Below are 26,079 nucleotides of genomic sequence, written 5' to 3'. Positions count from 1 at the left end.
TGCCCATTAGCGCGTTTATCCGCAGGAAAAACCACTCTAGATTGAAACCTCGTTCAATCACTTGAGGCACAGCACGATGAAAATTCTGTTGATAGGCGCTGGCGGCACCATCGGTTCGGCCGTGGATAAAGAATTGTCGCAACGCCACGAGGTCATTCGTATCGGTCGTACCAGCGGTGACTTTCACGTCGATATCAGCGACAGCGCGTCGATCCGCAAGCTCTTCGAGCAGACCGGCAAGTTCGATGCACTGATCTGCGCCGCCGGCAACGTGACATTCGCCCCGCTGGGAGAAATGAGTGAAGACAGCTTCGCACTCGGCCTCAAAGACAAACTGATGGGTCAGGTCAATCTGCTGTTGATCGGCCGCGAATTCGCCAATGACGGCGCCTCGTTCACGTTCACCACTGGGGTGCTCAGCCACGATCCGATCCGCAGTGGCGCCTCGGCTGCACTGGTCAACGGTGCGCTGGACAGCTTCGTCCGTGCCGCCGCCATCGAACTGCCGCGCGGTTTGCGAGTGAACTCGATCAGCCCGAACGTTTTGCTGGAAGCGATGGGTAAATACGCACCGTATTTCCGTGGCTACAAGCCCGTTCCTGCGGCGGACGTGGCGTTGGCCTACGCCAAAAGTGTCGAAGGCTTGCAGACAGGCCAGACATTTCACGTCGGTTGATGAGACTTAGTTGATCAGGGTCGGCAAAAGTCTTTTGGCCACGGGACGTTCTATCGATATCCGGAACCTCTCCCTCAAAACGGAATGCACCGTTGCCGTGGTGACCGGCAGGCCATTGATCGATACGGTCAATGGCTGCCCCATCGCTGCAAGGCTCACTTGTTGAGCGCGCTTCGCCGCTTCGGCCGTCAGGGTGACTGATAATTCGACGTGGTCCGGGTTGGCCCCGTCTTGATCCTCAAGCAGTATTTGCAGCCGTTTGAAGTCTGCAGAAGAGGTAAATTGGAGGTCGGCTGCCTGGCCAGCGCCGGCTCCCGCCATCATCAGCAGCAACATCATGGTTTTCCATTGCATCCAAATCTCCTTCGCCACCGCTCCTCGACAAAGCATCACTATGCAATGGCGCTGGAGGCCACTCAATAGCGTTTACACAAACCTTGTGATCGGCGGCTGGCCTCAGTAACGTGGCGGCACTTGTCTGGAGAGTCGAAGATGCGTGTTGCCCGTTCGTTAGTCCTTGTTGCCCTGTTGCCGTTGTTCGCCGCGTGCCAGTTGTTCGATGGCCAGCGTGAAAGTGCCTCCCATGTGGGGCAGACACGGATGCAGGGGCAACTGACCGCTGCCGACGGCAAACTGGTGTTCCAGCCGTGTCAGGATCAGCGTCAATACGTGGTCAACGACATCGGCGGCACCAGCGTTCTGCAAGAGGCCGCTACCCTCGCCGATGAGCAAGGCAAGCTGTTCGCCGACGTGCGCGGCAAGGTCGCCGGCGACCGACTCGATCTGACTCAGTTGTATCGCGTCGAGCGCTCGGGCACGGCCTGCGATGACCCCAATTTCAAGCTGTTGATCCTGCGTGCTGCCGGCCATGGCCCGGAATGGAACGTCAAGGTCAGCGGCAAAGGCATGGTCATCGACCGCGACGGTCAGCCACCACTCGCCGTGCCTTATGTCGAAGAACAACTGGGCGATGGCCGCTTCAATCTGAGCAGTGAAGCCAACAATCAGCGCATCGAATTGTGGGTCGCACCGCAGCGCTGCGTCGACAGCAGCACTGGCAGCGTGCAGCACATGAGCGCCGAGTTGCGCATCGATGGCCAGGTGCAGCGCGGCTGCGGGTATTTCGGCGGATCGCGTAACGACTGAGTGTTTTAGCCTCACCGGATCCGGCCTTTGCGGCTTATAATCCCGGCCTTCAAACGCCCTGGCGCAGTTGTGCGCCCCGCGAACCCGGATCCTCGCCATGTTACGAATCACTGAACTCAAGCTGCCAATCGACCATCCCGAAGAAGACCTGCGCGTTGCCATCGTGCAGCGTCTGGGCATCGCCAGCGATGACTTGCTCGATTTCACCTTGTTCAAGCGCAGCTACGACGCGCGCAAAAAGTCCTCCGAACTGTGCTTCATTTACACCATCGACCTCAACGTAAGCGACGAGGCCAAGGTGTTGGGCAAGTTCGCCGACGACCGTAACGTCAACGTGGCGCCGGATGTCAGCTACAAATTCGTCGGCCAGGCGCCGAGTGACCTGAACCAGCGCCCGATCGTGGTCGGTTTCGGCCCCTGCGGAATCTTCGCCGGCCTGCTGCTGGCGCAAATGGGCTTCAAGCCGATCGTTCTGGAACGCGGCACCGAAGTGCGCCAGCGCACCAAGGACACCTGGGGCCTGTGGCGTAAAAGTGTGCTTAACCCTGAGTCCAACGTGCAGTTCGGCGAAGGCGGCGCGGGTACATTCTCCGACGGCAAGCTGTACAGCCAGATCAAGGATCCGAAGTTCCTTGGCCGCAAGGTTCTGCACGAGTTCGTCAAGGCCGGCGCACCGGAAGAAATCCTCTACGTCAGCAAGCCGCACATCGGTACGTTCCGTCTGACCGGCATGGTTGAAAACATGCGCGAGCAGATCCGCGAACTGGGTGGCGAAGTACGCTTCCAGGAGCGCGTCAGCGACGTGCTCATCGAAGACGGACAATTGGTCGGTGTGCAACTGGCCAGCGGCGAAACCCTGCACTCCAGACATGTGGTTCTGGCCCTCGGCCACAGCGCCCGCGACACGTTCCGCATGCTCCACAGCCGTGGCGTGTTCATGGAAGCCAAGCCGTTCTCGGTAGGCTTCCGTATTGAACATCCGCAATCGCTGATCGACCGTGCGCGTCTGGGCAAATACGCCGGCCACCCGAAACTCGGCGCCGCCGACTACAAACTGGTGCACCACGCCAAGAACGGTCGCTCGGTCTACAGCTTCTGCATGTGCCCAGGCGGCACCGTGGTGGCGGCGACTTCCGAGCCGAACCGGGTGGTCACCAACGGCATGAGCCAATATTCGCGTAACGAGCGCAATGCCAACTCCGGCATCGTTGTCGGCATCACCCCGGAAGTCGATTATCCGGGCGGCCCGCTGGCCGGGATCGAGCTGCAGGAACGCCTGGAATCCCACGCGTTCATCCTTGGCGGCAGCGATTACAAGGCTCCGGCGCAACTGGTCGGCGACTTCATCAACGACATTCCTTCGACCGAACTGGGTGAAGTCGAACCGTCGTACAAGCCGGGGGTCGCGTTGGGTGATCTGTCGCTGGCTCTGCCGGATTTCGCTATTGAAGCGATCCGCGAAGCCTTGCCGGCGTTCGAGAAGCAGATTCGCGGTTACTCGCTGCACGATGCGGTGTTGACCGGGATCGAGACGCGCACCTCGTCGCCACTGCGCATCACGCGCAACGAAACGCTGCAGAGCATGAACGTGAAGGGCTTGTTCCCCGCCGGTGAAGGTGCGGGTTATGCGGGCGGGATTCTGTCGGCGGGCGTGGACGGAATTCGGATTGCCGAGGCCGTGGCTCGGGACATTTTGGGGCTGGATGCCTGACGCTTAGCACCTGCAACGCATAAAACCCTGTGGGAGCTGGCTTGCCAGCTCCCACAATTGTTTTCGGTAGGTCAGATATTGGCGCGCAGGACCGAGGTTGGTAATGCCTCACCGCGTTCGGCACTCGCCGCCACTGCCTCGATCAACTCGTCCAGCTCATACCCCTGAGCCTTGAGCCATTGCTGATCGTAGTAGGTGTCGGCATAACGCTCGCCGCCATCGCACAGAATCGCCACGATCGAACCCGACTCCCCCGCCGCTTTCATCTGCTGCGCCGCCATCAGTGCGCCAATCAGATTGGTCCCGCTCGACCCACCGACGTGCCGTCCCAGCCGCTGCGCCAGATAATGCATGGCCGCCAGTGACAAGGCGTCCGGTACCTTGACCATCGCATCGATCACTTTGGGCAGGAAGGAAGCCTCCACCCGTGGCCGACCGATGCCTTCGATCCGCGACCCGCAATCCAGGCGCAGGCTGGCGTCGCCAGTCCGGTAGCAATCGAAGAACACCGAACGTTCGGCGTCCGCACACAACACGCGGGTGCAGTGCTGGCGATAGCGTACGTAACGGCCTAGGGTTGCGGTGGTGCCGCCGGTGCCGGGGCTGGAAATCAGCCAGCTCGGCTCGGGATGCTGCTCGTAGCGCATCTGCTGGAAAATCGATTCGGCGATATTATTGTTTGCCCGCCAGTCGGTGGCGCGCTCGGCATAGGTGAACTGGTCGATGAAGTGCCCGCCGTGCTCGCGAGCCAGGCGTTCGGATTCGGCGTAGATCTGCGTCGGATCTTTCACCAGGTGGCTTTGCCCACCGTAGAAAGCGATCTGGGCAATTTTCTCTTTGGACGTGGTCGCCGGCATCACTGCAATGAACGGCAGACCCAGCATGCGCGCGAAATACGCTTCGGAAATCGCCGTCGAACCGCTGGACGCTTCGATCACCGGCGCACCGGGTTTGAGCCAGCCGTTACACAGAGCATAGAGGAACAATGAGCGGGCAAGGCGATGCTTGAGGCTGCCGGTCGGATGACTGGATTCGTCTTTGAAGTACAACTCGATGCCCGCAAAACCCGGCAGCGGCAAGGGTATCAGGTGGGTGTCGGCGCTGCGCTGAAAATCCGCTTCAATGATGCGGATGGCTTCGCGGGCCCACTGTCGGATGTCGCTCATGGTCAGGGTTCTCGGTCGAATCGGACAGGAGTTCAGCCTCCTCGAAGGCTCTCTCGCAAGCTTAGAAAAATTCCTGCATCGCGCACAGATACAGCTGAGTCTCAATGTGCCAGGCAACTGCTAGGCTGACCTTGGCTGTGCAGCAGACGCGTTGTAACGACATATAACAAAAAAGAATATAACTTTTGTTTTAACAACTAACGGTACGGGTTAGGGTGTTCCACCTTTTTGACTTATCGATGGAGAGCGACCTTGCCTCTGCGTAGCACTTTCACGCGTTTCTTTCAGTTGGAGGCTGCCAGCGGTCTATTACTGATCGCCGCGGCCATCCTCGCTTTGATTATCAACAACTCACAGCTTTCGTGGCTGTACAGCGGCCTGCTCGACACCCCGGTGGTGGCGCAGATCGGTGCGTTGAAAATCGCTAAACCCCTGCTGCTGTGGATCAACGACGGCTTGATGGCGCTGTTCTTCCTGCTGATCGGCCTGGAAGTGAAGCGCGAGGTGCTCGACGGTCAGTTGTCCAAGCCATCGCAGCTCGTCCTGCCCGGCGCGGCCGCTATTGGCGGCATGCTGGTGCCGGCGCTGATCTACTGGTTCCTCAACCGCGACAACCCTGCTGCCCTCGACGGCTGGGCGATCCCGACCGCCACCGACATCGCCTTCGCCCTCGGCGTGCTGGCTCTGCTTGGCAAACGCATACCGGTGTCGTTGAAGCTGTTCCTGATGACCTTGGCAATCATCGATGACCTTGGCGCCATCGTGATCATTGCAATCTTCTACTCAGGCGATCTCTCGACCCTGTCGCTGGGTCTGGCAGCGGCCTGCATCGCCGCATTGGTGGCGCTGAACCGCCTCGGCGTGGTCAAGCTTGGCCCGTACATGATCATCGGCCTGATCCTGTGGGTGTGCGTACTCAAGAGCGGTGTGCACGCGACATTGGCCGGCGTAACCCTGGCCTTCTGCATTCCGCTGCGCACGAAAAACGCCGAGCCTTCGCCGCTGCTGACCCTCGAACACGCGCTGCATCCTTGGGTCGCTTACGGCATCCTGCCACTGTTCGCCTTCGCCAACGCTGGCCTGTCGCTGAGTGGCGTCACCGTCGAAAGCTTCACCCATCTCGTACCCATGGGCATTGCCGTGGGCCTGTTGGTGGGCAAGACCGTCGGTGTGTTCGGCCTGACCTGGCTGGCCGTGAAGACGGGCATCGCCGCCCTCCCTCAGGGTGCCAATTGGGGTCAGGTGCTGGGAGTCGCGATTCTTTGCGGGATTGGCTTCACCATGAGCCTGTTTGTCGGTTCGCTGGCCTTTGTTCCGGGTGCAAGTGAATACGCGGGCATGGACCGGATGGGCATCCTGACCGGCTCGCTGTTCGCCGCGTTGATTGGTTATGCGGTAACGGCAGCGGCCAGTCGCAAGAGCACGATACAAAGCGCCTGAGACGCACATTTCTACAAAAAGCAGAGCCCCTCCAAGCGAAGGGGCTCTGCTCTGAACCCGGCAAGTGTGCTATATCTTTCGTAGAAACCAGTACTTTCTCAACACAGTTATCTGGAGTCAAATATGTCCCGTAAAGCAGAAAAACGCCCAATGACGGACGATCAGATTGCCGTGCAGGAGTCTCGGATTCCAGATATTGCTCTGAAGGCATTCAGCAACGCCTATAAGATGGCTCTTGCCAACGGCGCATCGGTTCTTGTTGCTAAAGATGGCCAGTTGTTTGAAGTAACAGAGAATAGCTCGATTGCTTTGCGCTCAATCGGCACCTATGGAAACCTAAAAAGCGGCACTCGCCTGCACATCAATAAATCTTCAAAACGGGTTACTTTTTGAGCACACCAAGAATACGGATATTTGCAGGCCCGAACGGATCAGGAAAAAGCACCTTCAATCGCCTCGTTCCCGCACATTTACTGGGCAATTACATAAATCCTGATGACATTGAACGCTCAATAAAAGACACCGGGTTTTTTGACTTCACCTCCTATCGTATCGAAGCTCATAAAGAAGCTATCTTTGACTTTTTACGTGAGCATCCCCTACTTCAGAAATTCCCGCACTCGCTAGCAAAGCTCGATTCCCTCAAGATTGATGGTGAACGCCTAAGCTTTTCAAATACTGAAATCGACTCCTACGTCGCATCAGCGCTTTCCGATTTCATACGTAGATCATTGATCAAAGAACGCATTAGTTTTACGTTCGAAACCGTTATGTCCTCCTCGGACAAAGTCAGCCTGCTCGCCGAAGCCCATCAGTCCGGTTACAGGGTGTACGTTTATTACGTCGCTACCGCCGATCCTCAGATCAACATTGCCAGGGTTGCCTATCGTGTATCCCAAGGCGGGCACAGCGTTCCTCCGGACAAAATAGAAGCACGTTACTGGAGATCTCTTGAGCTTCTGTCTGAAGCCATCCTGACATCCAACAGAGCGTACATTTTTGACAACTCGGACGAAGGTAGTGAAGGATTGACGCAAATAGCGGAGATCACTGATGGCGAGCTTATTGAAATCAAATCAGACATCCAGCCCCCTTGGTTCAAAGAATTCGTGCTCGATAAATTGATTTAGTCGAACAATCCCTACCTCTTTAGCGACTCGTCCTACAGCCACAACTTTCCTGCTTCGTTAACGTCATGCAGCCCTTTCCAAGGGGCTGTCGATGGATGAACGAAAGGACGATCAGTGGCTCGCAACAAGGACATTCCCCGGGTTTCCAACCCACCCGCGGGCGACGGCCATCACGTCACTTACCGCTACATGACGGCCAGCGAACTCGCTGAACGCGACGCTCGTCAAAACGCTTATGACGCCATGTTGGCGCGGCAGGATGCTTTTGAGCGTAGCCGTGAAGTTGCCGCCAAAAAGCCTGAGCCCATCCGCGCCGGCTGCGTATTTGCCAAGTCCTGCAAGTTGCCGGACGCAATCATTGATTACTCCAATCCTTCGGGGATGGTGCCGACCGATAGTTTGAAAGACTACGGCGACCTGATTCTGCTCGGTGCTCGCGAGGCTGATGAGACCGGTGGATTTCATCTCAAGAAAATCGGTGCAACTGCCATCCCGGCAGGGTTTGGCAGTTTTGCATTGGCGGGTTCGGCTTTTGAAACACTGCCCGCGATTGTGTCCAGCGCAGTCATTACGCCATTGGTGGGCCTGGTAGCGCTGTTCATGCCATCGAGCCTTGGCGACAGCGCGCTGTATACCGATGAGCAATTGCGCGGACTTCAGCAGGCGCGAACTCGTGTTCGGTTGAGCGTCGAGCAACAGGCTGATGGAAGTTTGAAGGGCTACGGCTTCTACACCGGCAAGAACCGCGACTGGGAAATGGTCGATGTCGTGCAGTTCACCGCGCGCGGCGACCGGTTCGTCGCCGATCTGGGTGAAGGCACCGAACTGTTCTGGACGCCTGCTGTGGATGGCTCAGACATCCTCGGTATTCCAGCGCTTGAGGCTGCACCGCAAGCACCGCATATCTGGGTTTATCCACCGACGAAAGCGGCAGAGGGGATTCTGGTGAATCCGGTTTATCCGCCGGAGTACAGGGATTTCATTCTGGTGTTTCCGGTGGGGTCGGGTGTCAAACCGCTCTACATCGTAATCAACGAGGCGCGTAAAGGTTTAGCGACCGCGGGACATAGCTATCATCAACCTCCGAAAACAGAAGAAATCACCGCGTTCCCCGGTCTGAAGACCGCCAAAAAAATGAATCCGGTACAAGGTGGTGGAGGACTTCGAAAACGATGGACAGATTCAAAGGGCAAGAGAATTTACGAATGGGACTCAATGCACGGTGAACTGGAAGAATATCGTGCAAGTGATGGAGCCCATTTGGGAGCGTTTGACCCTGTGACAGGGGAACGACGAGAAGATCCCAAGCCTGAAAGAAGCATCCGAAAAAAATATTTGTGAGGTAATGATGGGACTGAAAATAGTTTTGGAGTGGTACGACAAGAGAACCGCCATTGGGCAAGGCGAGGAATTGTCCAAGGATTTAGGCGACGATGAGTCCGTACTAAATGCATTGGGGATCCCAGTGGAAAACAATATCAACAATGGAGGATTCAATGTCCTAGGACACTGGGTCGACATTATTCAGCCTTTTTTTCAGCACCCTATCGCCATGGACATATACGACTATCAAATTGCTTTTGAGTACAGCGACAACTGGTAGTACTGCACATGATCTACATCATTGAGGCCTTCGACAAAACGACTGACCTTCTCGTATTCGAGGAAAAACTTCCGTGCGGACATGATGAAAAAATAAAACTCATCATGGGTTGGACGTAAGAACAATGGGGATGGGAAGGCTACGATCTTGAAGTGCATCAGTTTGAGGCGTTGGAAAAATTACTCGCCAAAAAAGTTCATGACCATCAGTGCTTTTTCCAGCTGACGTGTAACGTGAGCACCCGGTAAATATATAAAAACCCCGACCAGTCAGCAACAATATGCATAATTATGATCAAATCGAGAAAAGATTCGGCCCCCACCCTATTCAGGGCCAATAGCCATCATTCAAGAGCTCTTCCCAACTCGGTATCCTTCTTCCCCGCACCAATGACACGGAAGGCAGGGAAAAATCAGTAACGCTTTTGGGATTTGTCCTACAGCCATTGCTTGAACTTCCCGCTAATGTCGATGCTGCCCAGCTACAGGCTGGAATTCCCCAAGGACGAAAGGAAGCTGCATGTCTGGCTATGTACCCAACCCGCCGAAGGGCTACCGCTACAGCGGTGTTGAGCCTGTCGATATCCATGCCCAGCGTTGGGCGGAATACAAAGACCTATCACCAAAACCAGAAGACAAGCCCGACACAATGGGCTGTGTGTTTGCCAAGAGCTGCAACCTCCCTGACGGTGTGATCGACCACAAGAACCCATCCGGGTTTGTGCCTGTTGAGAAACTGGCCGACTACGGACTGTGGGCTGTGCTTGGAACCGGGGCAGCGATTACCGCCCAAGGCACCCCACTCCAACTGGTGGGCGGGTCTGCAACTGGCAGTGCAATTGCTCAACGTCTTGGCGGGTCGCTATCACTGGGCCTGCTGAAAGGATCAGGTGTTGTTGCTGCTGGCTTTGTAACAGGTACGGTTGGGATGCTGATCCCGAACACCAGCATTTCACCGGACAGCGCCTTCTACAAGAACGATCAATACGCAACGCTTGAAACTGGTCGCACCCGTGTACGCGTCAACGTGAAGACTTTGCCGGATGGCTCCGTTAACGCCTACGGCTTCTACACGGGCGGTAAAACGGATTGGGAGAATGTCCCTGTCATCAAGGGCGATAAAGTCGGTGAGACATATGTTGCTGACATCGGCAACGGGATTGGGCTCACTTGGACGCCAGCGGCAAACCCTGATGGCGTACTGGGCATTCCTGCACTGGAAGGTGCTCCGCAATTACCACCAGTGTGGGTTTATCCCCCGACCGCACAAGCTGACACGGTGTTGGCGAACCCTGCACACCCACCAGACTTCCAAGATGCAATCATCTGGTTTCCTGACTCGGGTATTCAGCCAATTTACATTGTGCTCAGTACGCAGCTTGAAAAGAACAAGGAAGCGGGCAAGGCGTTCGAAGACTTTAAATATGATGAGTTACGCGAGACGCAGCCCGAACTCGGGCGAGAAGTGACCGTCAAGACCAAAAGCGGAACGAAGACGAGGTTTGATATGCTGGGACGTGATGCGGACGGTAAGCTTTCATGCTTCGAATGCAAATCGTCCGACACGGCGCCGCTAACCCGTAACCAGAAAATTGCCTTCCCAGAGATCGAAGAAAGCGGTGCAACTGTTGTAGGCAAGGGGAAGCCGGGGTTCCCCGGAGGCACTGAAATCCCACCGACCAAAGTCGAAATTTTCCGACCTAAACCCTGAAGGAGCAGACATGTCCATTACGAATCCTGATGTAATCGATATCTGGGTCATCCCCACATGGGAACCTGACAATGTGGTGTTGATTATCTCTGATCACCTTGAATGGGGCGATAAAACCCAACAAGGCGAACACCTGCAACTACTGCAAGACAAGCTCAACACATACGTTGCATTCATCGAAAGCGGCGAGATTTATACCGAGATACCTAATGCGCTCGGGAAGCACCCCATCATCCGTATCAACGGCTTGTATGAACTCCCAGAGCAGGGCGAATTCTTTATTGACCGCGCTACTGAGGTGTTGAAAGAAGTGGGTATCGGAATGGAGTTTGTGCTTGATGAAAATGAGGCGATACGCAACATGTGAAATCCACAGGAACGACAGGCAAGCACCGTGAAAAACACATTCAACGAATGCGTGGAAAGCGAATTCGAAGCCCTGCTACAGCGCATCATCAGCCACGATGGTACGGAGCCGGAAGTGGACAAGATGGTATTTCTCTTCGAAGAGGTAAGCGAGCACCCTGCCGGGTCCGACCTGATTTTCTACCCAGAAGACGGCGCTGATGATTCGGCATCAGGCATCACACAGACGGTGAAAGAGTGGCGGGCAGCTCAAGGCTTGCCGGGATTCAAGGACAATTGATTTCCACTGCCTGGGAGAAGGTGTGACGATGGCATGGTGCCAAGCTACCGCGTAGCCTTCCAGTTCATCCAAGACATGGCCGAGCCTTATGCCCTCAAGCGTTGCGTTTCAATGGCTACAATTCCTTCTCACCATCTTCGGCGGGATACTGATATTCATCGTCAGTCAGGCTGTGTTGAAACTCGTGATTGAACCCGTGCAGCAGTTCAAGAGCGCTATTGGTCTGACAGCCAACACACTGCTTCGCCATCGAGCCAAGATCACTAACGGGGTAGAGGACGCGGAGATATCCGCCAAGGTTTACGACCACGCCGCCGAGTTGGTATCGAAGGCTGAGGTGATTGTCTGCTATCGATTGGCAGCGTTCTTTTTTCGGTTGCCATCAAGGGAGAACATTGTAGAGGCGTCACGCGAGCTGAATGGAATAGGCCATGAGACAAGAGACACAAGCCCACCTTTCGCCTCTCTGGCAGCGAAGCCAAAACCCACGGCAGTCCGCAAGAATCACGACTCACTCAAAAAGATCGCCAAACTCTTGAGGGTGAAGACTGCATACCAGTAGAAGCGCCGTAAGGGCGATATTGGCCAATCCCATTTTTCCGCTGGAATTTTCCGAGCACCTTCGCAAGCGTTTGGGTTTCTGGCTGGAAAAGTACGCTAGTGCCCGCCCACACCAAAGGACTGTCATCCTGCACGTGTTGAAACTGAAGGTATGGGCGGGCAGCGGATTCTACATCACTCGATCCAGCCAGTTCCTGGCCCCGACGATTTTTGGGAATAGCTATAGGGTGGGGTCGCTTGTGTAGCAGCCTGAAAAAATAAGTCTGTTGTACATCCATCGCTCCATCAGAGCTGCTTAACACAGTGCGATGGGGGTAAATAGAAACCCACGAAATCGACAAATAAGACACCGCCCTCACAGGCTACACAAGGCCGTACAGAGCGTGCTCCCTCAAGGCGGCCCGTCGCACCTTAAACGCTGAAGCCCGCCTCGGGCGAGCTTGCAGGGCCGTCAGGGAGACTAGTTTTTCATTGCCCGCTGTACGCTGCTCAAACTGACTCCAAGAGCCTTTGCAACCTTGCGGAATGAGGCGCCCTCTTCTGCCATTGCCTTGCGAATGGCTTCGTCATCAACAGTCTTCACACGCCCCTTGTAGACGCCTGCTGCCTTGGCCTTCTGGATGCCCTCTGCCTGACGCTCACGGATCAATGCACGCTCGAACTGAGCAACACTACCTAGCAGGCCCAGCATGAGTTCCTGCATAGGACTGGCTTCACCAGTGAAGTGGAGTCCCTCCTTGTGGAACTGCACTGCAACACCCTTTGCAATCATGCCTTTAACCAGAGACAGCAAGTCTTCCAATGAACGAGCCAGACGGTCGATGCTGTGGACGTGAAGAACATCACCTTTGCGGATGTGACGGAGCATCGCCTGCAACTCTGGACGGTCTGTTGTAGCGCCTGACACCTTGTCAGTGAACACTTCATCCAGTGCAACGCCGTCCAACTGACGATCTGTGTTTTGGTCAGTGGATGAAACCCGTACATAGCCAATGTTCGACATACCGCCCTCTGTATTCATTTGCCTCTAGAGGTTCAGAGTATCGACGTGTTCAAAATATAAATCAAACCCTATTGAATACACATTCTGTATTCACCGACGAGTGGTCGATAGGGTGTACCCAATTGAACGCGCATCATCCAAGCTTGTTGCCCGAGTATTCACGAAAGTGAAGTTCGTTTGGGATCGTCATTCCCACCAACTTCAGACTTGAGTACAAGACCGCCTGCCTCCGAAACCTCCGTGCTACGCTCTCCTCCCCATGCCTGAGCCAAACGTTAGGAGTCAAAGTGATAGAGACCTTCGTTTCCCGTCCGAACTGGGCTCCTCCAGTGATTGAGAGAAATCTCGAGCCGTTCTACCGACTGCTCGAAGACTCTGGATTCAAAGCAAACACCATTGGCAAAAGCCAGGTACCGCTACGTTCTCCATTTGAAGATGTTCGACGACTAATGCAGAAGTGCCAATGCACTATCGTGCTCGGCCTTCCTCAAATTTTCATGCACAGCGGCACCGTCAAACACGTGCCTATCGAGAAGAATCTCAACCTGCCCACTGAGTGGAACCAGATTGAAACGACCATGTCTTTGATGCTAGACCTGCCAACGCTCGTATTGCTCCACAATAATGTTACAAGTCGAGGCATTTTCGAACGTGGGGCAGCAAACGTATTCGTACATGCATTCGATGTCTTGGACACAAACTGGCTGGAAGAACTTCGGCCCGCACTTCAATCGCTCAAAGGGGCAATTGACTGCTAAGCCGATTCCAATGCGATATCCAATGGGCTTCCTGAGGTGTTGGCGGAGGCTTCCAGCCGCTGCCACCTTAGTCAGCTCTCACATGGAATTCGCCCCTATGGAACGCACCAACCCTCCCAACCTGATGGCAAACGCTGGCGTTTTCTATGTAGGGATGCTGAGAGAACTGGCACTGGATGCCAAGGCTCCGGAAGGCACCCGAAAGGATTGGGAAACTCTCAGGGCATGGCTTGGGAATCAAGACAACGAATTATCCGCAATGGACACCGATCAAATCGGCAAGGCATGGCGTGCGTATCTGGCTATCGGGCTTGCACCATCGCATGATCTACAGCCGGTGTTTGACTCCGTCCGGGGGCGCTTCAACACTGCCGAAGCAAAGCGTGACAGACCACCTGTAGAAATCATGCGTGTCTTCGAACGGTTGTTAGCCAGTGACAACCAAATCAAGGCCAAGCGGGCGAGTGATGCAGAGGCCGAGGGTGAGAAGCTTGCAAAGATCATTGGGCGGCGACCCAGCACGAACAAGAAAGGGTTGTGGAGCAGGCAAAGCCGTTCGGTGAGGGGGTGGATATTTGTATCGGTTGCTTGGGCAGCAGTTGCCCTGTTCATCCTGACCGTGTTTGATCCGCTGGATGTACGGCACTGGGATTGGGCAGATGGGCGGGATTACCTCAAGGCGATGACGATCATGTTGCTACCTGCTGTAGCTGGGGTACTCAAAGCGGCTTACAGCACGGCCACCAAGTAGATGCTGTAGACATTCCAACGGAGACCAACATGAATGGATGGCAACGGCTGTGGATTGTAGTGAGCCTGATACTGGCGATATTCATCGGCTGGTACGCCTATCTGTTACTCCCAACTGAATCGAGAATCACCAGAAACTACGATTCAAGAGTTGAACAACTGACACGCTACCTGAAGGAGTCTTCAGCACAGGAGAATGACTATCCCGGTCGGGGCGAATACATCGCCAGCCTGAAAGAAGACATTCGCAAGGAGAATGAAAACCTTCCGCTGGAACTCGCTGCGTTACCCAAAGAGCGAAGGGAGACATTAACTACCGCCTTCGGTATTTGGCTAGCGTTGAGCGTGGGGATGTACATAGCTGGCTGGCTGATTGGCTGGGTGTATCGAGGATTCCGCAACAAGGCTTCATGAGCCGACTTTCGTGTGGGTAGGGCTATTGTCGAAGCTTGAGAATACCAGCAGTGATGGCAGATGCATTCGCATCGAGAGTTTCCAATGCAGTGACGGCGTTTTCATGGGCTTCGCTTGAACCACTGGCTTTCGCCCATAGGGCAACTTCTTCAATCGCTGCTGCAAGCGCGTGCTGGTTGTGGAGAAGGAGGGTCAGCACATCTGCGGTGGCAATATGGGTCTCTGTGTTGTCTGGCATGGCTGTCGTCCTTGATGGGTTGCAGGGATCGTACCTCAGCACATGGACGACTGGGAGTAATCATTGAACTGTCGTAGCGTCATCTGCTGACAAGGATTTTTCAAACTCGGTAATCAGGTCTTGCAAGCCAATTCCCAGGACTTTACACAAATCTCGAAGCTGCACGATATCCAACCGACGTGTCCCACTTTCTACGTCGCTCATGAAGGACTGTGGACGCCCCAGAGCCTTTGAACACTGTACTTGAGTCAGACCAGCCGCCTTCCTGTGTTTCTTCAATAGGGTCAGCAGGACTGCGTGTTCGGGTTTGTAGATCGTCTTAGGCATGGCTGGACAACTGCGAGATGAGCAGCCTCCAACCTATATCTGGTTTTCAGATATCTGAATTTGGGATATTGTTGCCTCTACCTGCCATACCAAAGGAACGCTTGATGAACGCCGTTACTCGCTTGCTGTGCCTGCTGCCCATGATCGCGTCTGCTACCGCTATGGCCGACACCTACCCAAAGCGAACACTGGCTGCTGGTTCAATGGTTTGCTTCAAAGCCGGAGACTGGACAAAGCTGGTAGAGGCATCGCTTGATCAGGACGAAGATGAGGCTGAACGCCTGATCGGATCGGGGAAGTGCCGAACGATTTCAACTGCTACCAAGGTCAATTTTATCGAAGGGCCTAAGAATGGTGACAAGTCTGCCCTGATACAGCTTCCCAGCGGTAAAACCGCCATGACAGCGACTGGTTGGCTGCGTTGATTCATTATCCAATGAGCCATTGGGTACACCAACCTCAGACCGAGTAAGGGCAGAACATGAACGAGAAACTGTTTGTACTGACTACCCAGAAGAAGAAAACCAATCACATCCTGCACATCATCATGACCGTTCTGACCGGAGGTCTATGGTTGTTGGCTTGGGGCGTGACTATGCGGAGCAATGACGCACACAACAAGAAGCTGGACAAACAAATCAATCAGATCGTGCACTACAAGACGCAAGGCTTGAATGATACCGACACTTACAAACAAATAAAGAATGATCAATTGAACTCTGATGTATTTCAAGGTCGAGTGATCTTTGTGATTCTGGTAGTGGTGTTTCTGTACTTCTACCTTCAATAGTTGTTGCATATGTACAGCGGAGCTTTGAGCAGATACCTTCCCAGCTCCGCTGAAGTGTGTTCGCACCAAAGTCTTTGCACCGAAAACGTCAGTTTTCAAGTGTACTCAGCTCCGGCGTGGCCGCCGACATTCCTCCGAATGTACTTCAGTAACAAACAAAAATTACACAAATCCAGCTCTTCGCTTGTGATCTTGCTCTTGATCTTCTTTTGTTGGTGCAGAAAGAACACCGCAGGTGGTCAGGGTTGACACGACAGGCTTGCCTGTCAGTAGTAACCTCTCTTTTAAGTTGCTTGGTATTATCTATTTTTATTCTTGATATTTTTCAAGTGGATCAGCTTTGAGCGAACGTTCGAGCAGTATCAAGCTCAGTCGTACCGACTGGAGTAAGTCCACTCAATGTGCGAACTACCTTGTCGTGAAAAACCTCTGCCAAAGGTCGTTCGCTTCTCTCTCTTATCCGAGCGTAATTAAACTCCAGCCAATTCTTGCAGGGCATCCGCACTATCAGCATAGTACGACTCGGCAAAATCCACTTCGTGCCGGAGCTGCTGGAGTACAGTCGGATTGCGTTCAAGATAGAGTTCCATTCCGCCAATGGCGAGCCTTGCACACTGACAGACTCTACGTGCTTGCTGGTCGCTTATGGTGCGTAGTCCTTCAAGGCGAATCACGCGTTTCACGACTTCAACACTGATTACGTCCAGAAGGCACGCCCGTAGTACATGGGATGGTTTTACGTTCAACTTTTCATTGCTGTCACCAGCCACTACATAGCAGGAACCAAAGACGTAATCATCAAGCCATCCGCAGCGCTCATCGTGGGCCACCCTCAAGAAACTGGCGTACTGGTTGACTGTCACTTTGGGCTTTGGCCCGCGCTTACTGCGTTGTGCGTCCAGATCAATAACACCATCTGGCAAGCCTTCCACTTCCACTTCGATAACGTCAGGGTGTGGTTCCGGGTCAAGCTCGTGACGTGCGAATGTTACTGGGGTACTAGCAGCCTGGGACGGCAGTGGGTAATCATAGGGCGCAGGGGTCGGGGTGTGAGTGGTGTAGCTTCCAAGCCATTCGCCGGTAGCTAAATCAACAATCAACCCTTCAATGACGCGAGTGTGTTTGCGTGCAATTCGTTTACGTTCACTTTGTTCCATTGGATTTTTCTCCTTGTTCAAGTTCATTTCAATAGGCAGTACCTCGGGGTTATGCCGGTTGGGTTTGGTTAATGACGCCCACAAAAAAGCCCCAATCTGAAACACTGTTGTAAAAGTGTTCGAGTGAGGCTCTTCGAGGTGTCGGTCTGTCATTCGAGACAGGCGGAGGATATTACACAAACCGCCATCCCCTGTCAATCTAAATAGTTGACACGGCGTGAACTAGTTGATCTAGAAAGTGGCTCTTGTGCCATTGTACTGAGCCTATCCTTCGTACTTTGCAGTGCGAATCTGTAGAAACTGATTTCCGGTGCGGAATCCGGCCTTTGCTTGGTTCGAAGCTCCATTTTATCCAGTAAACACGGGATGAACCGGGAGTGGCAGTTCGCTACGTGACGAAAGTCGATGAGGTTTTACAGCGGTTTTCGATAGGTTTTCAAAGAGTTTCTGGCGCCGATTGCTCAACGCAAGACTCCTGATATGCTCCAAACCTTCAGGCACTTTCTTCAACAAACTCCGTGCCGTTCCAGCGTAGGTGCTGAGTGATTGGAGTATTTTCAAACTCCACGATTGCAGCAGCCACGCGCTTGGAGTTGGGCATATCAAGATGATGCTCAGTGTGGTTGTTCTCAATCACCCTGTACGTCTCTGTAGACCGATTTGAGCCCTTGTACTCGTACACCTGGCGCTCGCCTTGGGTTTGAAGGTGTGGCTCATCTACGGTGATTGTGGCGCCGTCACATACAATGACGTACTCCACGCCTTGTAGCAGTGCGTTCAACCTCATTTGATCGTCATCCAGCAGTGTATGTTGGAGATCAATCATGTCATCTATGGACACAGGAGCCGGTGCAACTTTGAGCAACGCCCTCTCCTGCTCAAGCCTTTGAATCGATACTGTCACCTGCTCCAGCTTGGCGCGAATGGGAGGAAGCATTCCAAACTCGGCAAGAGAGTCCGCGAGATTGGCAGACTGACGCTGTAGCTCGGTCAACTCCCCGTCAATCTCAATCAACCGCTTCTCACCTGACGTGAGATTCCGACTCTGAGCTGCACGCTGCATGGCACCATACATTGTCTGGCTGCGAACGAAATCGAGCACGTGCATAGGAATCGAACTGCCATTTGTACACCCATCGGCGCCTTGACGATGACGCCGGTAGCAACGCATCACAGCGGGTGAACGCTTCGTGTCCACGACACAGTAATTGGTGCCACACCGCCCACACCGAACCAACCCAGACAACAGATACTTCGACGGAGCTGACCGAGGGACATATGCTTCTTGCAAACGTTTCTGCACCCGATACCAAAGTTCTTTGCTGATGACGGCAGGATACACATCCTCGATATCGTTCCAGCGTCCGATAGCCGTGGGGTTTCGCAACCAACGCTTCAATGTGGTGGGATTTGTAGTTTCAACTGACGGGTGTTTGCCACGAATGCGGGTAAGAATTCGACGCTCGCCAAGACCATCTGCGTAGTCCTCGAATACTTGGACAATGATCGGAGCAAGACCTTCGACAAGCTCACCTTCGGAAGTCAGCCATATTGGTGTGTGTCGTTTGACACCATCACCAGCAGCGGCCTTTTCCCTTTTCCGGGTGTAGGCGTCCTTGATCCTTCGACTCAACGCGTCACTGTACTGATGCGCCTGTTGCACCTTGGCGACCAGAAGAAAAAGGTTGTTCGAATTGTTGGGATCGTTGCTGTATGTGATCCCATCGTCCAGTGTGATCAGCTTCACACCCGCGTTCACAATGCCTGTTAGCAGGTGGAGCATTACGGAAGGTTCAAGCCTCCCTGCCCTGTCGATGGCTTCAATCAGAACAACATCAGTTGACTTAATAACACCATTCTCAACAGCAGCGAGAAGCTTGCCAAAGCCATTTTCAAGATGCTTGCCGGAGTAACCACTGATGCCAAGGTCTTGGAAGCTTGCACCACTCAGAACGTATTCACGGTGGGCCAGAAGCCATTTGGCGACGTACTCTTGCTGGCGTGTGAGGCTATCACCATGAGCCTGCTCTGCACTGCTGAAGCGAATGTATGAAAAAGCTACAGGCATTAAAAACCCCGACCGAGTGGACTAAACTGGCAATCATAACATTGCCGATTCTTTCCACCTGATCGGGGTTTTCTTTTACCGCTTGCTCTCGCTTAGTGCGAAACGCGGCTAGTCCCGCCAACAGTCGAAATCCGTACCCGCTCGCCAACACGGAACACTTCATTCTCCTGAACCTGCTGCACATAGGCGCGCATGCTGCCGTCGTCTTCACGAACGGTGATTTCCACGCCTTGAGTACGAGTCAGGCCTTCTTCGGTTGCGGAACCGAGCAGACCACCCGCCACCGCACCGATGACAGCAGCAACGATACTGCCCTTGCCGCCGCCGATAGCGCTGCCACCAACACCGCCAACCACAGCGCCTGCAGCGCCGCCAATCGGGGTCTTGGTGCCTTCGATTTTGACCGGACGCAGGGATTCGATGGTGCCCATGCGAATCGTCTGCACGCGACGCGCTTCGTCACGGGAGTAGGAGTCACCGGTCAGGCTCGATTGGCAACCGGTAAGCAACATCGCCATCGTGGAAAAGGAAGCAACCAGCAGAACAGACTTACGCATAGCATCAACTCCAAAAGAACATCTATTCATTAAACTCCGCAGCTTGACGTCTGTCACGACGCAGTGCGGATAAATTGGCTTTCATTCAGGCGAGGTACAGACGCCTGTGCTCTTCCCTCAGAATCCCAACCTTAGCGCCAAATGACCGATCCTGCGCCACCGCTCCGAGGATTTTCATGGATTACTTCATCATCGTCGTTACCACCGTCGCCGGTCTGTACTTCCACGGGTGGTTGTACTTGCGGATCAAACGCTGGATGGACCGCGACCTCGCGCTGTCACTGGCCGGCAAGGATGAAGGCAAACGTGCCTTCATGCTCGATCAGTTGGCCCGCGCTCAGGCGCTGAAGATCAAGCGCAGAGACCTGCCGATGTGGCTGGAGGCCGCAGCGGCAGGCTATCTCGCTCGGTAGACTGCTTAAGGTGCCAGACGTTCAAGAATCCAGTCGGCGCCTTGCAAACGGTAGTTGAGGCGATCGTGCAGTCGGCTCGCACGGCCCTGCCAGAACTCGATGCGCTCGGGCAGCAAGCGGTAACCGCCCCAGTGTTCCGGGCAATCCGGCTGGGTATCGCTGAAGCGCTGCTCGGTGGCCTTGAGCAAATCTTCCAGCTCCCCTCGCCCGTTGATCACACGGCTCTGCGGCGACGCCCAGGCACCGAGACGGCTGCCCAATGGACGCACTTGATAATACGCATCGGACTCTGCAGGCGTGACTTTCACCACCCGACCTTCGATGCGCACCTGACGCTCAAGGGTCGGCCAGAAGAAGGTCATGGCCGCGAACGGATTCGCTGCCAGATGCTGACCCTTGGCACTTTCGTAGTTGGTGAAGAAGGTGAAACCCTGCTCGTCCAGGCCCTTGAGCAACAGAATGCGGCAATGCGGACGCCCGTCCGCATCTACTGTGGCCACGGTCATGGCGTTGGCTTCCACCGGCGCCTGCTCGGTTTTCACCGCATCGGCAAACCACTGGTGGAACAGCGCAAACGGCTCGGCCGGGGCTTGCGCCTCGGTCAGGCCATCACGGGTGTAATCACGACGCATATCTGCCAGAGCCTGGGTCATGGCGCATTCCTTTTCGTTAGCGGATCACTTCTTGGCGGCATCGGTGGCGGCGACTTTCTTGTCGGTCGCCGCGGCTTTGGCTGGAGCAGTCTTCTTCGCTGGAGCTTTGGCCGGAGCCTTTTTCGCCGGAGCCTTGGCGGCAGCTTTCTTGGCCGGGGCCTTTTTGGCGGCTGGTACAGCAGCTTTCTTCGCGGCCGGGGCTGGCGTCACCGGTTTGGCCACTGGCTTGACGTCTTGCGCGGCAACCAGGGTCACTGGCTTCGGCGCCGGCATGTTGTATTTGCTGAGCAACGCAACCATGGTGTTTTGCGGGGTCACCAGCAGTTCCACACGACGGTTCAACGCACGGCCTTCAACGCTGTCGTTGGCCGCACGTGGCGCTTCAGAACCCATGCCGCGCAGCATCAGACGATCACGCTGCAAACCGCTGAGGCGGAAAATCGCCGCAATGGCCTGGGCACGTTCCTGGCTCAGTTTGACGTTGGCTGGAGCAGCACCGCTGGTGTCGCTGTGACCAAGTACAAGCACGGCAGTTTTCGGGTCGGCTTCGAGGATTTTCGCCACACGAGTGAACGGGCCGAGGGTGACTGGCAGCAACATCGCCGGGCGATCCGGGTTGAACGAACCTTCGACCGGCGCGGTGACCACCAGCACGTTTTCGCGGCGCTCGAGTTGCAGATTGCTGTCCTTGATGGCGGTGCGCAGACGCGGCTCGTAATCGTCGAGCCAGGCCTGGGTGACTTTCGGATCCGGCATCGGCACCGCTTTGGTCACAGGCTGATCCTTGCCGCCGAACGGCCACCACCATTTTCCACCTGCGTCAGCTTCAGCCTTGGCGACAGAGACCGGTTTCTTGGCTTCAGGGGCTACTTCGGCCTTCATGTCAGCTTTGGCAGCGGCATCATCGGAGCCGAACGGCCAGTACCAGGGATTGCTGCTTTCAGCCTTGGCAACCGGCGCGGTGGCGGCAGGTTTCAGCGGCGCCGGAGCTGGAGCTGGAGTCGGTGCAGGCTCATTGGCCGCCACTTTGTCGGAGGAACCGAACGGCCACCAGGTGCCGCCGTCCGCGTCGTTTTTAGGAGTCTGTGCACAACCGGTGATCGCAACACACAGGGCCAGGGCGAGAGTCGTTTTAGCTGACATTGAAAATCCACAAAATGAAGTAATGAAAAATCAGAGCACTTTCGCCCGGATAAACAGACGCTTTGAATCGAAAAACCTTTCGAGGTTCCGGCCCTGGAACCTCGGGTGATACTTTACAGACAAGTGGCTAGCACCCGCGCGAGCTTCTGCGCACGCGGATCCATCAAGACGTACGGTCCAAGCGTATTTGTCACAAAACCAAACGCGACATCATGCTCCGGGTCAGCAAAACCGATAGAGCCGCCCGCGCCCGGATGACCAAAAGCCCCTGGGCCGAGGCCGTAGGTGGCATTGGGCACGTCCGGTTGATCGAGCATGCAGCCCAGACCAAAACGGGTGCGGGTCAACAGGGTCTTGTCTTCGCCGAGGCTATGCTCGCGGGTCAGCTCTTGCAGCATGTCGCTTTCGAGCAGGCTGCCATCAAGCAGTCCCGCGTAGAACCCGGCCAGACTGCGCGCATTGCCGTGGCCATTAGCCGCCGGTTGCTGCATGCGGCGCCATTCCGGTTTGTTGGTGCTGGTGAGCACCGACGGCGGATTAGTGAAAGCGCGGGTGGTCATGGCAGTGGGTTCACGCATCGTCGTTTGCAGCAGTCGCTGAGCAGCGGCGTCGCCAGCATTACCCTTGCCGCGAGCGATATGCGCCACGCGATAAAACTCTTCATCCGCCAGACCGACATGGAAATCCAGACCCAATGGCTTGGCGACACGGGCGACGATCGATTCACCCGGCCCGCGACCGTCGGCACGACGGAGCAGTTCGCCGACCAGCCAACCGTACGTGATCGCGGCGTAACCGTGACCGGTGCCCGGCGTCCACCACGGCGCTTCAGCCGCAAGGGCGTCCACCATGGTTTGCCATTCATAAAGCGCTTCGGGCGCGAGCAGTTCGCGCAGAGCCGGCAGACCTGCCTGATGACAAAGCAATTGACGCAGCGTGACGGATTCTTTGCCAGCGGCGGCGAATTCCGGCCAGTAGCGCGCGACCGGAACATCCAGTTGCAGTTTGCCTTCGGCAACCAGTTGCAACGCGGTGACGGCCGTGAAGGTTTTCGTGCAGGAGAACAGGTTGGCGATGGTGTCGCTGTGCCAGGCTTGGGCGCCATCCTTATCGGCAGTACCGGCCCAGAGATCGACGACGGTTTCTCCGCCGACCTGAATGCACAAGGCTGCGCCGCGTTCCTGGGGATCGTCGAACAGTGCGGCGAAAGCCTCGCGCACCGCTTCGAACTGAAGCTCGTAATGTCCCTGAATCTGCACCCGCAACTCCCCCGCGAAAACGCTCTACAAAGTGGCCCGCATTGTTCCAGTCCTTGAGGGGTTTGGGAACAGCTGTGGGCTCGGTGGTCATCTCTAACCGAAGATCAAAAGATCGCAGCCTGCGGCAGCTCCTACAGAGAACGCAATCTCATGTAGGAGCTGCCGCAGGCTGCGATCCTGGCTATCTAAAACTCAGTGACCATTGCCGGAATGCCCACCCGAGTGGCCCGCACCCGGACCTTTACCCGCCTCACCCTTGCGGCCGCCTTCAGCTTCATGAGCCGCCGCAGCCGGCGGTTTCGCGGCCTCTTTGCCCAGCTGATCGACAGCCTGCAAATTGCCCTTGCGCACCGCGTCAACAAATCCTTGATACGGCAGATCCGTCACACCGACCAGACCGAAGTGCCCGTTCTCGCCGTCCAGCAGACGCCCGGTCACGGGTTGATCGAGAAACTGGAACCAGTGAACCCCGACAATCGACGGCTCGTTCAGCGCCTGTTTGAGGAAGCTGGCGTACGCCGCGCCGCGATCCTCTTCCTTGGCCAGTTGCGTCACGCCGCCCCAGAACGGGCCGCGATCGGTCGAGCCAAAGTTGAACTCGGTGATCAATACCGGTTTGTCCAAAGCGCCCAGCGCGACAAAGTCGTAACCGTCCTGCGGCTTTAGGGTGTACATGTTAAAGCTCAGTACATCGCAATACTGCGCGCACGACGCGACTGCTTCCGGGGTACTGACGGCGAAACGACCGCCGAGCAGCAGTTGATTCGGCGCATGCCATTTCAGCGAGTCGGAGATGGTCTTAAAATAAGTGTCAGCGAAGACTTTCTGGAAATATTTGAAATCGGCTTCGATTTCCGGATGCTCAGGGTTCGGCATGGGCGGCACGAAACCCGGATCTTCCATCAACTCCCACGCCGGCAGATCGATACCCCATGCCTGCGACAGCCCCGCCTGATTGCGGTATTTGTCACGCAACTGCTTGAGGAACGCGCGTTTGGCCGGTACGTCGGTGGTCATTTTCAACGTGCCGTAAGCCAGCGCGTAACGCGATTGCGCATCGTCGCCGGGACCGGCCCACGCCAGCTCGTTATCGGCGAAATAGCCGATCAGCCATGGATCGTCGCGATGATCGCGGGCCGCGATGGCCACGGCACGCTCGGTCGCCATGGCGAAACGCGGGTCGAACGGATCGGGCATCGCGCCCCACCAGTCGTTGCCGGTGCTGATGCTGGTGTAATCGCCGACGATCGACAGCGGCAAGGTGTACGGCACGCGCTCGGCATCGACCACGGCGTCTGCACTCCAGTTGCCGAGGGTGTTGAAACCCCAGGCCTGAAGACGATCAAGGGTATGACTGGCCCACTTCTGCTCATCGACCGTGGCAGTACACGGCGTGGCAGCGGGCGGTTGAGCCGCTGGTGCAACCGGTTCCGCTTTGGCCGCCTCAGCGACGCCAGCCTTGGGCTCCTCAGAGGTGGCAATCGGTTCTGCGGCATTGACGGCGGTTTCCTCAGCCGCGCCAGCCTTGGCCGCTTCGGCCACCCCGGCCTTGACGTCGCTGTCGGGTTTGCACGGTTCGCCATTCAAGCGCTGCAGGTTGGCGCCATAGAAGTCATACCAGCGCCCGTTGCCGTAGCCTCGGCCCTGATCGGCGCCGTTGCCGCCACGGTTATCGCCTTCGCCGAAATGGCTGGCGAGAGGTTCACCGGGTTTTGGCAGGGATTCGAACATCCACTCGCGCCCGGCCACGTAGGTCTGATTGACCTCGGGGCTGACGGTGTTGACGCCGAGGGAGTAGAACGGATGCCCTTCAGGCGTCACCAGGTACCAGCGGCCGTCACGTTTTTCGGTGCGGAAAAAACCACTGGCCTTGAACGCAGGACCTTTGCTCCAGCCCCCGAACTTGTCCAGTGAGGACTTTTCACGCTCGGCAAGCCAGGTTTTCAGCTGTTGCTGTTCCTTGCCGGCGGCGGATTTGAGTTGCTCGTCACTGGAGACTTTTTCCGGCCATTTGCTGCGGGTCGATTGGCCGTAAGCGTCGACCAGATTGCCGTACACCGCTTGCGTGATCCCTTCGCCGTCCTGCACACCAAAGCGCTCAAGCAGCAGGCTTTGGGCAACTTTCGGCTGATCCATCGACAGGCTCACCGATACCACTTGGCTGCGATCAATCTCACCGCTGCTGCTGGCCAGCAGAATGCGCTGGCCATCTACGGTCATCGGCATCGGTGGACCGGCCTTCATGCCTTGGCTCAGTGGCGAACTTGCCACCAACGGCACCAGCAAGGTTTGCGCCGGGCCGGCCGGCAGATCGACACGACTGGTCAGCGTTTGGCCGTTGTTGCTTTGAATCTGCACGTAGACCGTCACGGCCCAGTTCATCGCGCTCTGAATGCGCAGGCTCATCATGCCGGACTGCGACCAGTCCCAAGCGCCGGTTTGCGGGGTCAGACGCAACGTCGGACGTGCCACCGCGTTGAACGTCACCCGGCGCAGCACTTCACCTTCAGCGGTTTGCTCGGCGTTGGCTTGCGGCAGGTCGGCGTTTTCGGTGGCGATTTTCACCACGTCGGCGGGACGGACAAAGTTGAACAGAGTCTGCTGGCCAGCAGGCGCCGCCAGCAACGGGGCAGCAAAGATCAAGGCAAATACGGCGGGCAACGAACGGCGGATCATAAGAACGGAGTTCTCCCTAACGACCAAATGGCCAATGGAAAAGCGATGGCAGAGAGATAGACAACGCGGCGGGCAAAACTGCCC

Annotated in this window: 31 protein-coding genes; 19 read left to right on the top strand and 12 right to left on the bottom strand. The window is 55.8% G+C overall.

The annotated features are described in order from the left end of the window. Nucleotides 1-76: 76 nt before the first annotated feature. Nucleotides 77-676, top strand: coding sequence for a short chain dehydrogenase (locus H8B20_RS00970; RefSeq protein WP_047300020.1), 600 nt, complete (start codon nucleotides 77-79; stop codon nucleotides 674-676). A 6-nt stretch (nucleotides 677-682) separates the two neighbouring features. On the opposite strand, the gene H8B20_RS00965 is transcribed toward H8B20_RS00970, so the two are convergent. Continuing rightward, nucleotides 683-1,030 carry a hypothetical protein gene (locus H8B20_RS00965; protein ID WP_042557981.1) on the bottom strand — a complete coding sequence of 116 codons (348 nt, stop codon included), beginning with the start codon at nucleotides 1,028-1,030 and terminating at the stop codon, nucleotides 683-685. Between the two features lie 138 nt (nucleotides 1,031-1,168). On the opposite strand from H8B20_RS00965, the gene H8B20_RS00960 reads away from it, so the two are divergent. Then, a complete protein-coding gene (locus tag H8B20_RS00960; protein WP_042557980.1) occupies nucleotides 1,169-1,822 on the top strand; it encodes a COG3650 family protein in 654 nt (217 codons plus the stop codon). Between the two features lie 97 nt (nucleotides 1,823-1,919). Further along, nucleotides 1,920-3,533, top strand: a complete 1,614-nt coding sequence (locus tag H8B20_RS00955) for an NAD(P)/FAD-dependent oxidoreductase (protein ID WP_210622109.1) — start codon at nucleotides 1,920-1,922, stop codon at nucleotides 3,531-3,533. Nucleotides 3,534-3,604: 71 nt separating this feature from the next. Here the strand turns inward: H8B20_RS00955 and H8B20_RS00950 are convergent, their stop codons facing one another. Next, a complete protein-coding gene (locus H8B20_RS00950) occupies nucleotides 3,605-4,699 on the bottom strand; it encodes a PLP-dependent cysteine synthase family protein (RefSeq protein WP_401188175.1) in 1,095 nt (364 codons plus the stop codon). 252 nt (nucleotides 4,700-4,951) lie between these two features. On the opposite strand from H8B20_RS00950, the gene nhaA reads away from it, so the two are divergent. From nhaA to H8B20_RS00905, 10 genes are all read left to right on the top strand, one after another. Continuing rightward, entirely contained in the window at nucleotides 4,952-6,139 is a 1,188-nt protein-coding gene (nhaA, locus tag H8B20_RS00945; RefSeq protein WP_042557977.1) for a Na+/H+ antiporter NhaA, read from the top strand. A 123-nt stretch (nucleotides 6,140-6,262) separates the two neighbouring features. After that, a complete protein-coding gene (locus H8B20_RS00940) occupies nucleotides 6,263-6,532 on the top strand; it encodes a hypothetical protein (RefSeq protein WP_042557976.1) in 270 nt (89 codons plus the stop codon). Next, on the top strand, nucleotides 6,529-7,269 hold the full coding sequence (locus H8B20_RS00935) for an ATPase (protein WP_200613460.1): 741 nt from the start codon (nucleotides 6,529-6,531) through the stop codon (nucleotides 7,267-7,269). The genes H8B20_RS00940 and H8B20_RS00935 overlap by 4 nt, the downstream gene beginning before the upstream one ends. Nucleotides 7,270-7,383: 114 nt before the next feature. Continuing rightward, nucleotides 7,384-8,610, top strand: a complete 1,227-nt coding sequence (locus tag H8B20_RS00930) for a colicin E3/pyocin S6 family cytotoxin (protein WP_042557975.1) — start codon at nucleotides 7,384-7,386, stop codon at nucleotides 8,608-8,610. Between the two features lie 4 nt (nucleotides 8,611-8,614). Next, nucleotides 8,615-8,872 carry a colicin E3-like toxin immunity protein gene (locus H8B20_RS00925; RefSeq protein WP_395602003.1) on the top strand — a complete coding sequence of 86 codons (258 nt, stop codon included), beginning with the start codon at nucleotides 8,615-8,617 and terminating at the stop codon, nucleotides 8,870-8,872. 8 nt (nucleotides 8,873-8,880) lie between these two features. Further along, nucleotides 8,881-8,991, top strand: coding sequence for a DUF7683 domain-containing protein (locus H8B20_RS28440; protein ID WP_419186955.1), 111 nt, complete (start codon nucleotides 8,881-8,883; stop codon nucleotides 8,989-8,991). 400 nt (nucleotides 8,992-9,391) lie between these two features. Continuing rightward, entirely contained in the window at nucleotides 9,392-10,582 is a 1,191-nt protein-coding gene (locus H8B20_RS00920) for an S-type pyocin domain-containing protein (protein ID WP_210622108.1), read from the top strand. A 10-nt stretch (nucleotides 10,583-10,592) separates the two neighbouring features. Continuing rightward, nucleotides 10,593-10,949, top strand: coding sequence for a DUF6572 domain-containing protein (locus H8B20_RS00915; RefSeq protein WP_210622107.1), 357 nt, complete (start codon nucleotides 10,593-10,595; stop codon nucleotides 10,947-10,949). A gap of 27 nt (nucleotides 10,950-10,976) precedes the next feature. Continuing rightward, nucleotides 10,977-11,228: a bacteriocin immunity protein gene (locus tag H8B20_RS00910; protein WP_210622106.1), complete on the top strand. Its 252-nt coding sequence runs from the start codon at nucleotides 10,977-10,979 to the stop codon at nucleotides 11,226-11,228. Nucleotides 11,229-11,316: 88 nt separating this feature from the next. Next, nucleotides 11,317-11,790, top strand: a complete 474-nt coding sequence (locus H8B20_RS00905) for a hypothetical protein (RefSeq protein WP_210622105.1) — start codon at nucleotides 11,317-11,319, stop codon at nucleotides 11,788-11,790. Between the two features lie 459 nt (nucleotides 11,791-12,249). On the opposite strand, the gene H8B20_RS00900 is transcribed toward H8B20_RS00905, so the two are convergent. Then, nucleotides 12,250-12,792 carry a recombinase family protein gene (locus H8B20_RS00900; protein ID WP_210622104.1) on the bottom strand — a complete coding sequence of 181 codons (543 nt, stop codon included), beginning with the start codon at nucleotides 12,790-12,792 and terminating at the stop codon, nucleotides 12,250-12,252. 287 nt (nucleotides 12,793-13,079) lie between these two features. Between H8B20_RS00900 and H8B20_RS00895 the strand changes: the two genes are divergently transcribed. The 3 genes from H8B20_RS00895 (at nucleotide 13,080) to H8B20_RS00885 (ending at nucleotide 14,714) form a co-directional block, all read left to right on the top strand. Further along, nucleotides 13,080-13,550, top strand: coding sequence for a hypothetical protein (locus tag H8B20_RS00895; RefSeq protein ID WP_210622103.1), 471 nt, complete (start codon nucleotides 13,080-13,082; stop codon nucleotides 13,548-13,550). 97 nt (nucleotides 13,551-13,647) lie between these two features. Next, the gene (locus tag H8B20_RS00890; RefSeq protein ID WP_210622102.1) at nucleotides 13,648-14,301 is read left to right on the top strand and encodes a hypothetical protein; all 654 of its coding nucleotides are present in this window, start codon (nucleotides 13,648-13,650) and stop codon (nucleotides 14,299-14,301) included. A gap of 29 nt (nucleotides 14,302-14,330) precedes the next feature. Further along, nucleotides 14,331-14,714 carry a hypothetical protein gene (locus H8B20_RS00885; protein ID WP_210622101.1) on the top strand — a complete coding sequence of 128 codons (384 nt, stop codon included), beginning with the start codon at nucleotides 14,331-14,333 and terminating at the stop codon, nucleotides 14,712-14,714. A 22-nt stretch (nucleotides 14,715-14,736) separates the two neighbouring features. Here the strand turns inward: H8B20_RS00885 and H8B20_RS00880 are convergent, their stop codons facing one another. Next, complete coding sequence (locus H8B20_RS00880) at nucleotides 14,737-14,952, bottom strand: hypothetical protein (RefSeq protein ID WP_210622100.1); 216 nt, start codon at nucleotides 14,950-14,952, stop codon at nucleotides 14,737-14,739. 60 nt (nucleotides 14,953-15,012) lie between these two features. Further along, on the bottom strand, nucleotides 15,013-15,279 hold the full coding sequence (locus H8B20_RS00875) for a helix-turn-helix domain-containing protein (RefSeq protein WP_210622099.1): 267 nt from the start codon (nucleotides 15,277-15,279) through the stop codon (nucleotides 15,013-15,015). Nucleotides 15,280-15,383: 104 nt separating this feature from the next. On the opposite strand from H8B20_RS00875, the gene H8B20_RS00870 reads away from it, so the two are divergent. Both H8B20_RS00870 and H8B20_RS00865 read left to right on the top strand, forming a co-directional pair. After that, nucleotides 15,384-15,704, top strand: coding sequence for a hypothetical protein (locus tag H8B20_RS00870; protein ID WP_210622098.1), 321 nt, complete (start codon nucleotides 15,384-15,386; stop codon nucleotides 15,702-15,704). A gap of 56 nt (nucleotides 15,705-15,760) precedes the next feature. Then, nucleotides 15,761-16,069: a hypothetical protein gene (locus tag H8B20_RS00865; RefSeq protein ID WP_210622097.1), complete on the top strand. Its 309-nt coding sequence runs from the start codon at nucleotides 15,761-15,763 to the stop codon at nucleotides 16,067-16,069. Between the two features lie 470 nt (nucleotides 16,070-16,539). Here H8B20_RS00865 and H8B20_RS00860 read toward each other — a convergent pair whose 3' ends face one another. From H8B20_RS00860 to H8B20_RS00850, 3 genes are all read right to left on the bottom strand, one after another. Beyond that, nucleotides 16,540-17,226: a hypothetical protein gene (locus tag H8B20_RS00860; protein WP_210622096.1), complete on the bottom strand. Its 687-nt coding sequence runs from the start codon at nucleotides 17,224-17,226 to the stop codon at nucleotides 16,540-16,542. A gap of 493 nt (nucleotides 17,227-17,719) precedes the next feature. Beyond that, nucleotides 17,720-19,294, bottom strand: coding sequence for a recombinase family protein (locus H8B20_RS00855; protein ID WP_210622095.1), 1,575 nt, complete (start codon nucleotides 19,292-19,294; stop codon nucleotides 17,720-17,722). 92 nt (nucleotides 19,295-19,386) lie between these two features. Next, nucleotides 19,387-19,851, bottom strand: a complete 465-nt coding sequence (locus H8B20_RS00850; RefSeq protein ID WP_016771369.1) for an outer membrane lipoprotein — start codon at nucleotides 19,849-19,851, stop codon at nucleotides 19,387-19,389. A gap of 176 nt (nucleotides 19,852-20,027) precedes the next feature. Between H8B20_RS00850 and H8B20_RS00845 the strand changes: the two genes are divergently transcribed. Continuing rightward, nucleotides 20,028-20,264, top strand: a complete 237-nt coding sequence (locus H8B20_RS00845; RefSeq protein ID WP_047300016.1) for a hypothetical protein — start codon at nucleotides 20,028-20,030, stop codon at nucleotides 20,262-20,264. Between the two features lie 5 nt (nucleotides 20,265-20,269). On the opposite strand, the gene pdxH is transcribed toward H8B20_RS00845, so the two are convergent. The 4 genes from pdxH to H8B20_RS00825 all read right to left on the bottom strand — a co-directional run bounded on the left by pdxH (nucleotide 20,270) and on the right by H8B20_RS00825 (nucleotide 25,995). Continuing rightward, entirely contained in the window at nucleotides 20,270-20,917 is a 648-nt protein-coding gene (gene pdxH, locus H8B20_RS00840; RefSeq protein ID WP_042557973.1) for a pyridoxamine 5'-phosphate oxidase, read from the bottom strand. Between the two features lie 24 nt (nucleotides 20,918-20,941). Further along, a complete protein-coding gene (locus tag H8B20_RS00835; protein WP_210622094.1) occupies nucleotides 20,942-22,060 on the bottom strand; it encodes an OmpA family protein in 1,119 nt (372 codons plus the stop codon). 113 nt (nucleotides 22,061-22,173) lie between these two features. Then, nucleotides 22,174-23,319 carry a serine hydrolase domain-containing protein gene (locus H8B20_RS00830; protein ID WP_210622093.1) on the bottom strand — a complete coding sequence of 382 codons (1,146 nt, stop codon included), beginning with the start codon at nucleotides 23,317-23,319 and terminating at the stop codon, nucleotides 22,174-22,176. Nucleotides 23,320-23,511: 192 nt separating this feature from the next. Beyond that, on the bottom strand, nucleotides 23,512-25,995 hold the full coding sequence (locus tag H8B20_RS00825; RefSeq protein ID WP_210622092.1) for a beta-galactosidase: 2,484 nt from the start codon (nucleotides 25,993-25,995) through the stop codon (nucleotides 23,512-23,514). Between the last annotated feature and the right edge of the window lie 84 nt (nucleotides 25,996-26,079).

Source organism: Pseudomonas sp. P42, assembly GCF_017973755.1.
Lineage (GTDB): Bacteria > Pseudomonadota > Gammaproteobacteria > Pseudomonadales > Pseudomonadaceae > Aquipseudomonas > Aquipseudomonas iridis.
The sequence above is the reverse complement of the archived record's forward strand: the minus strand, read 5'-3'. Positions and strand labels throughout refer to the sequence as shown.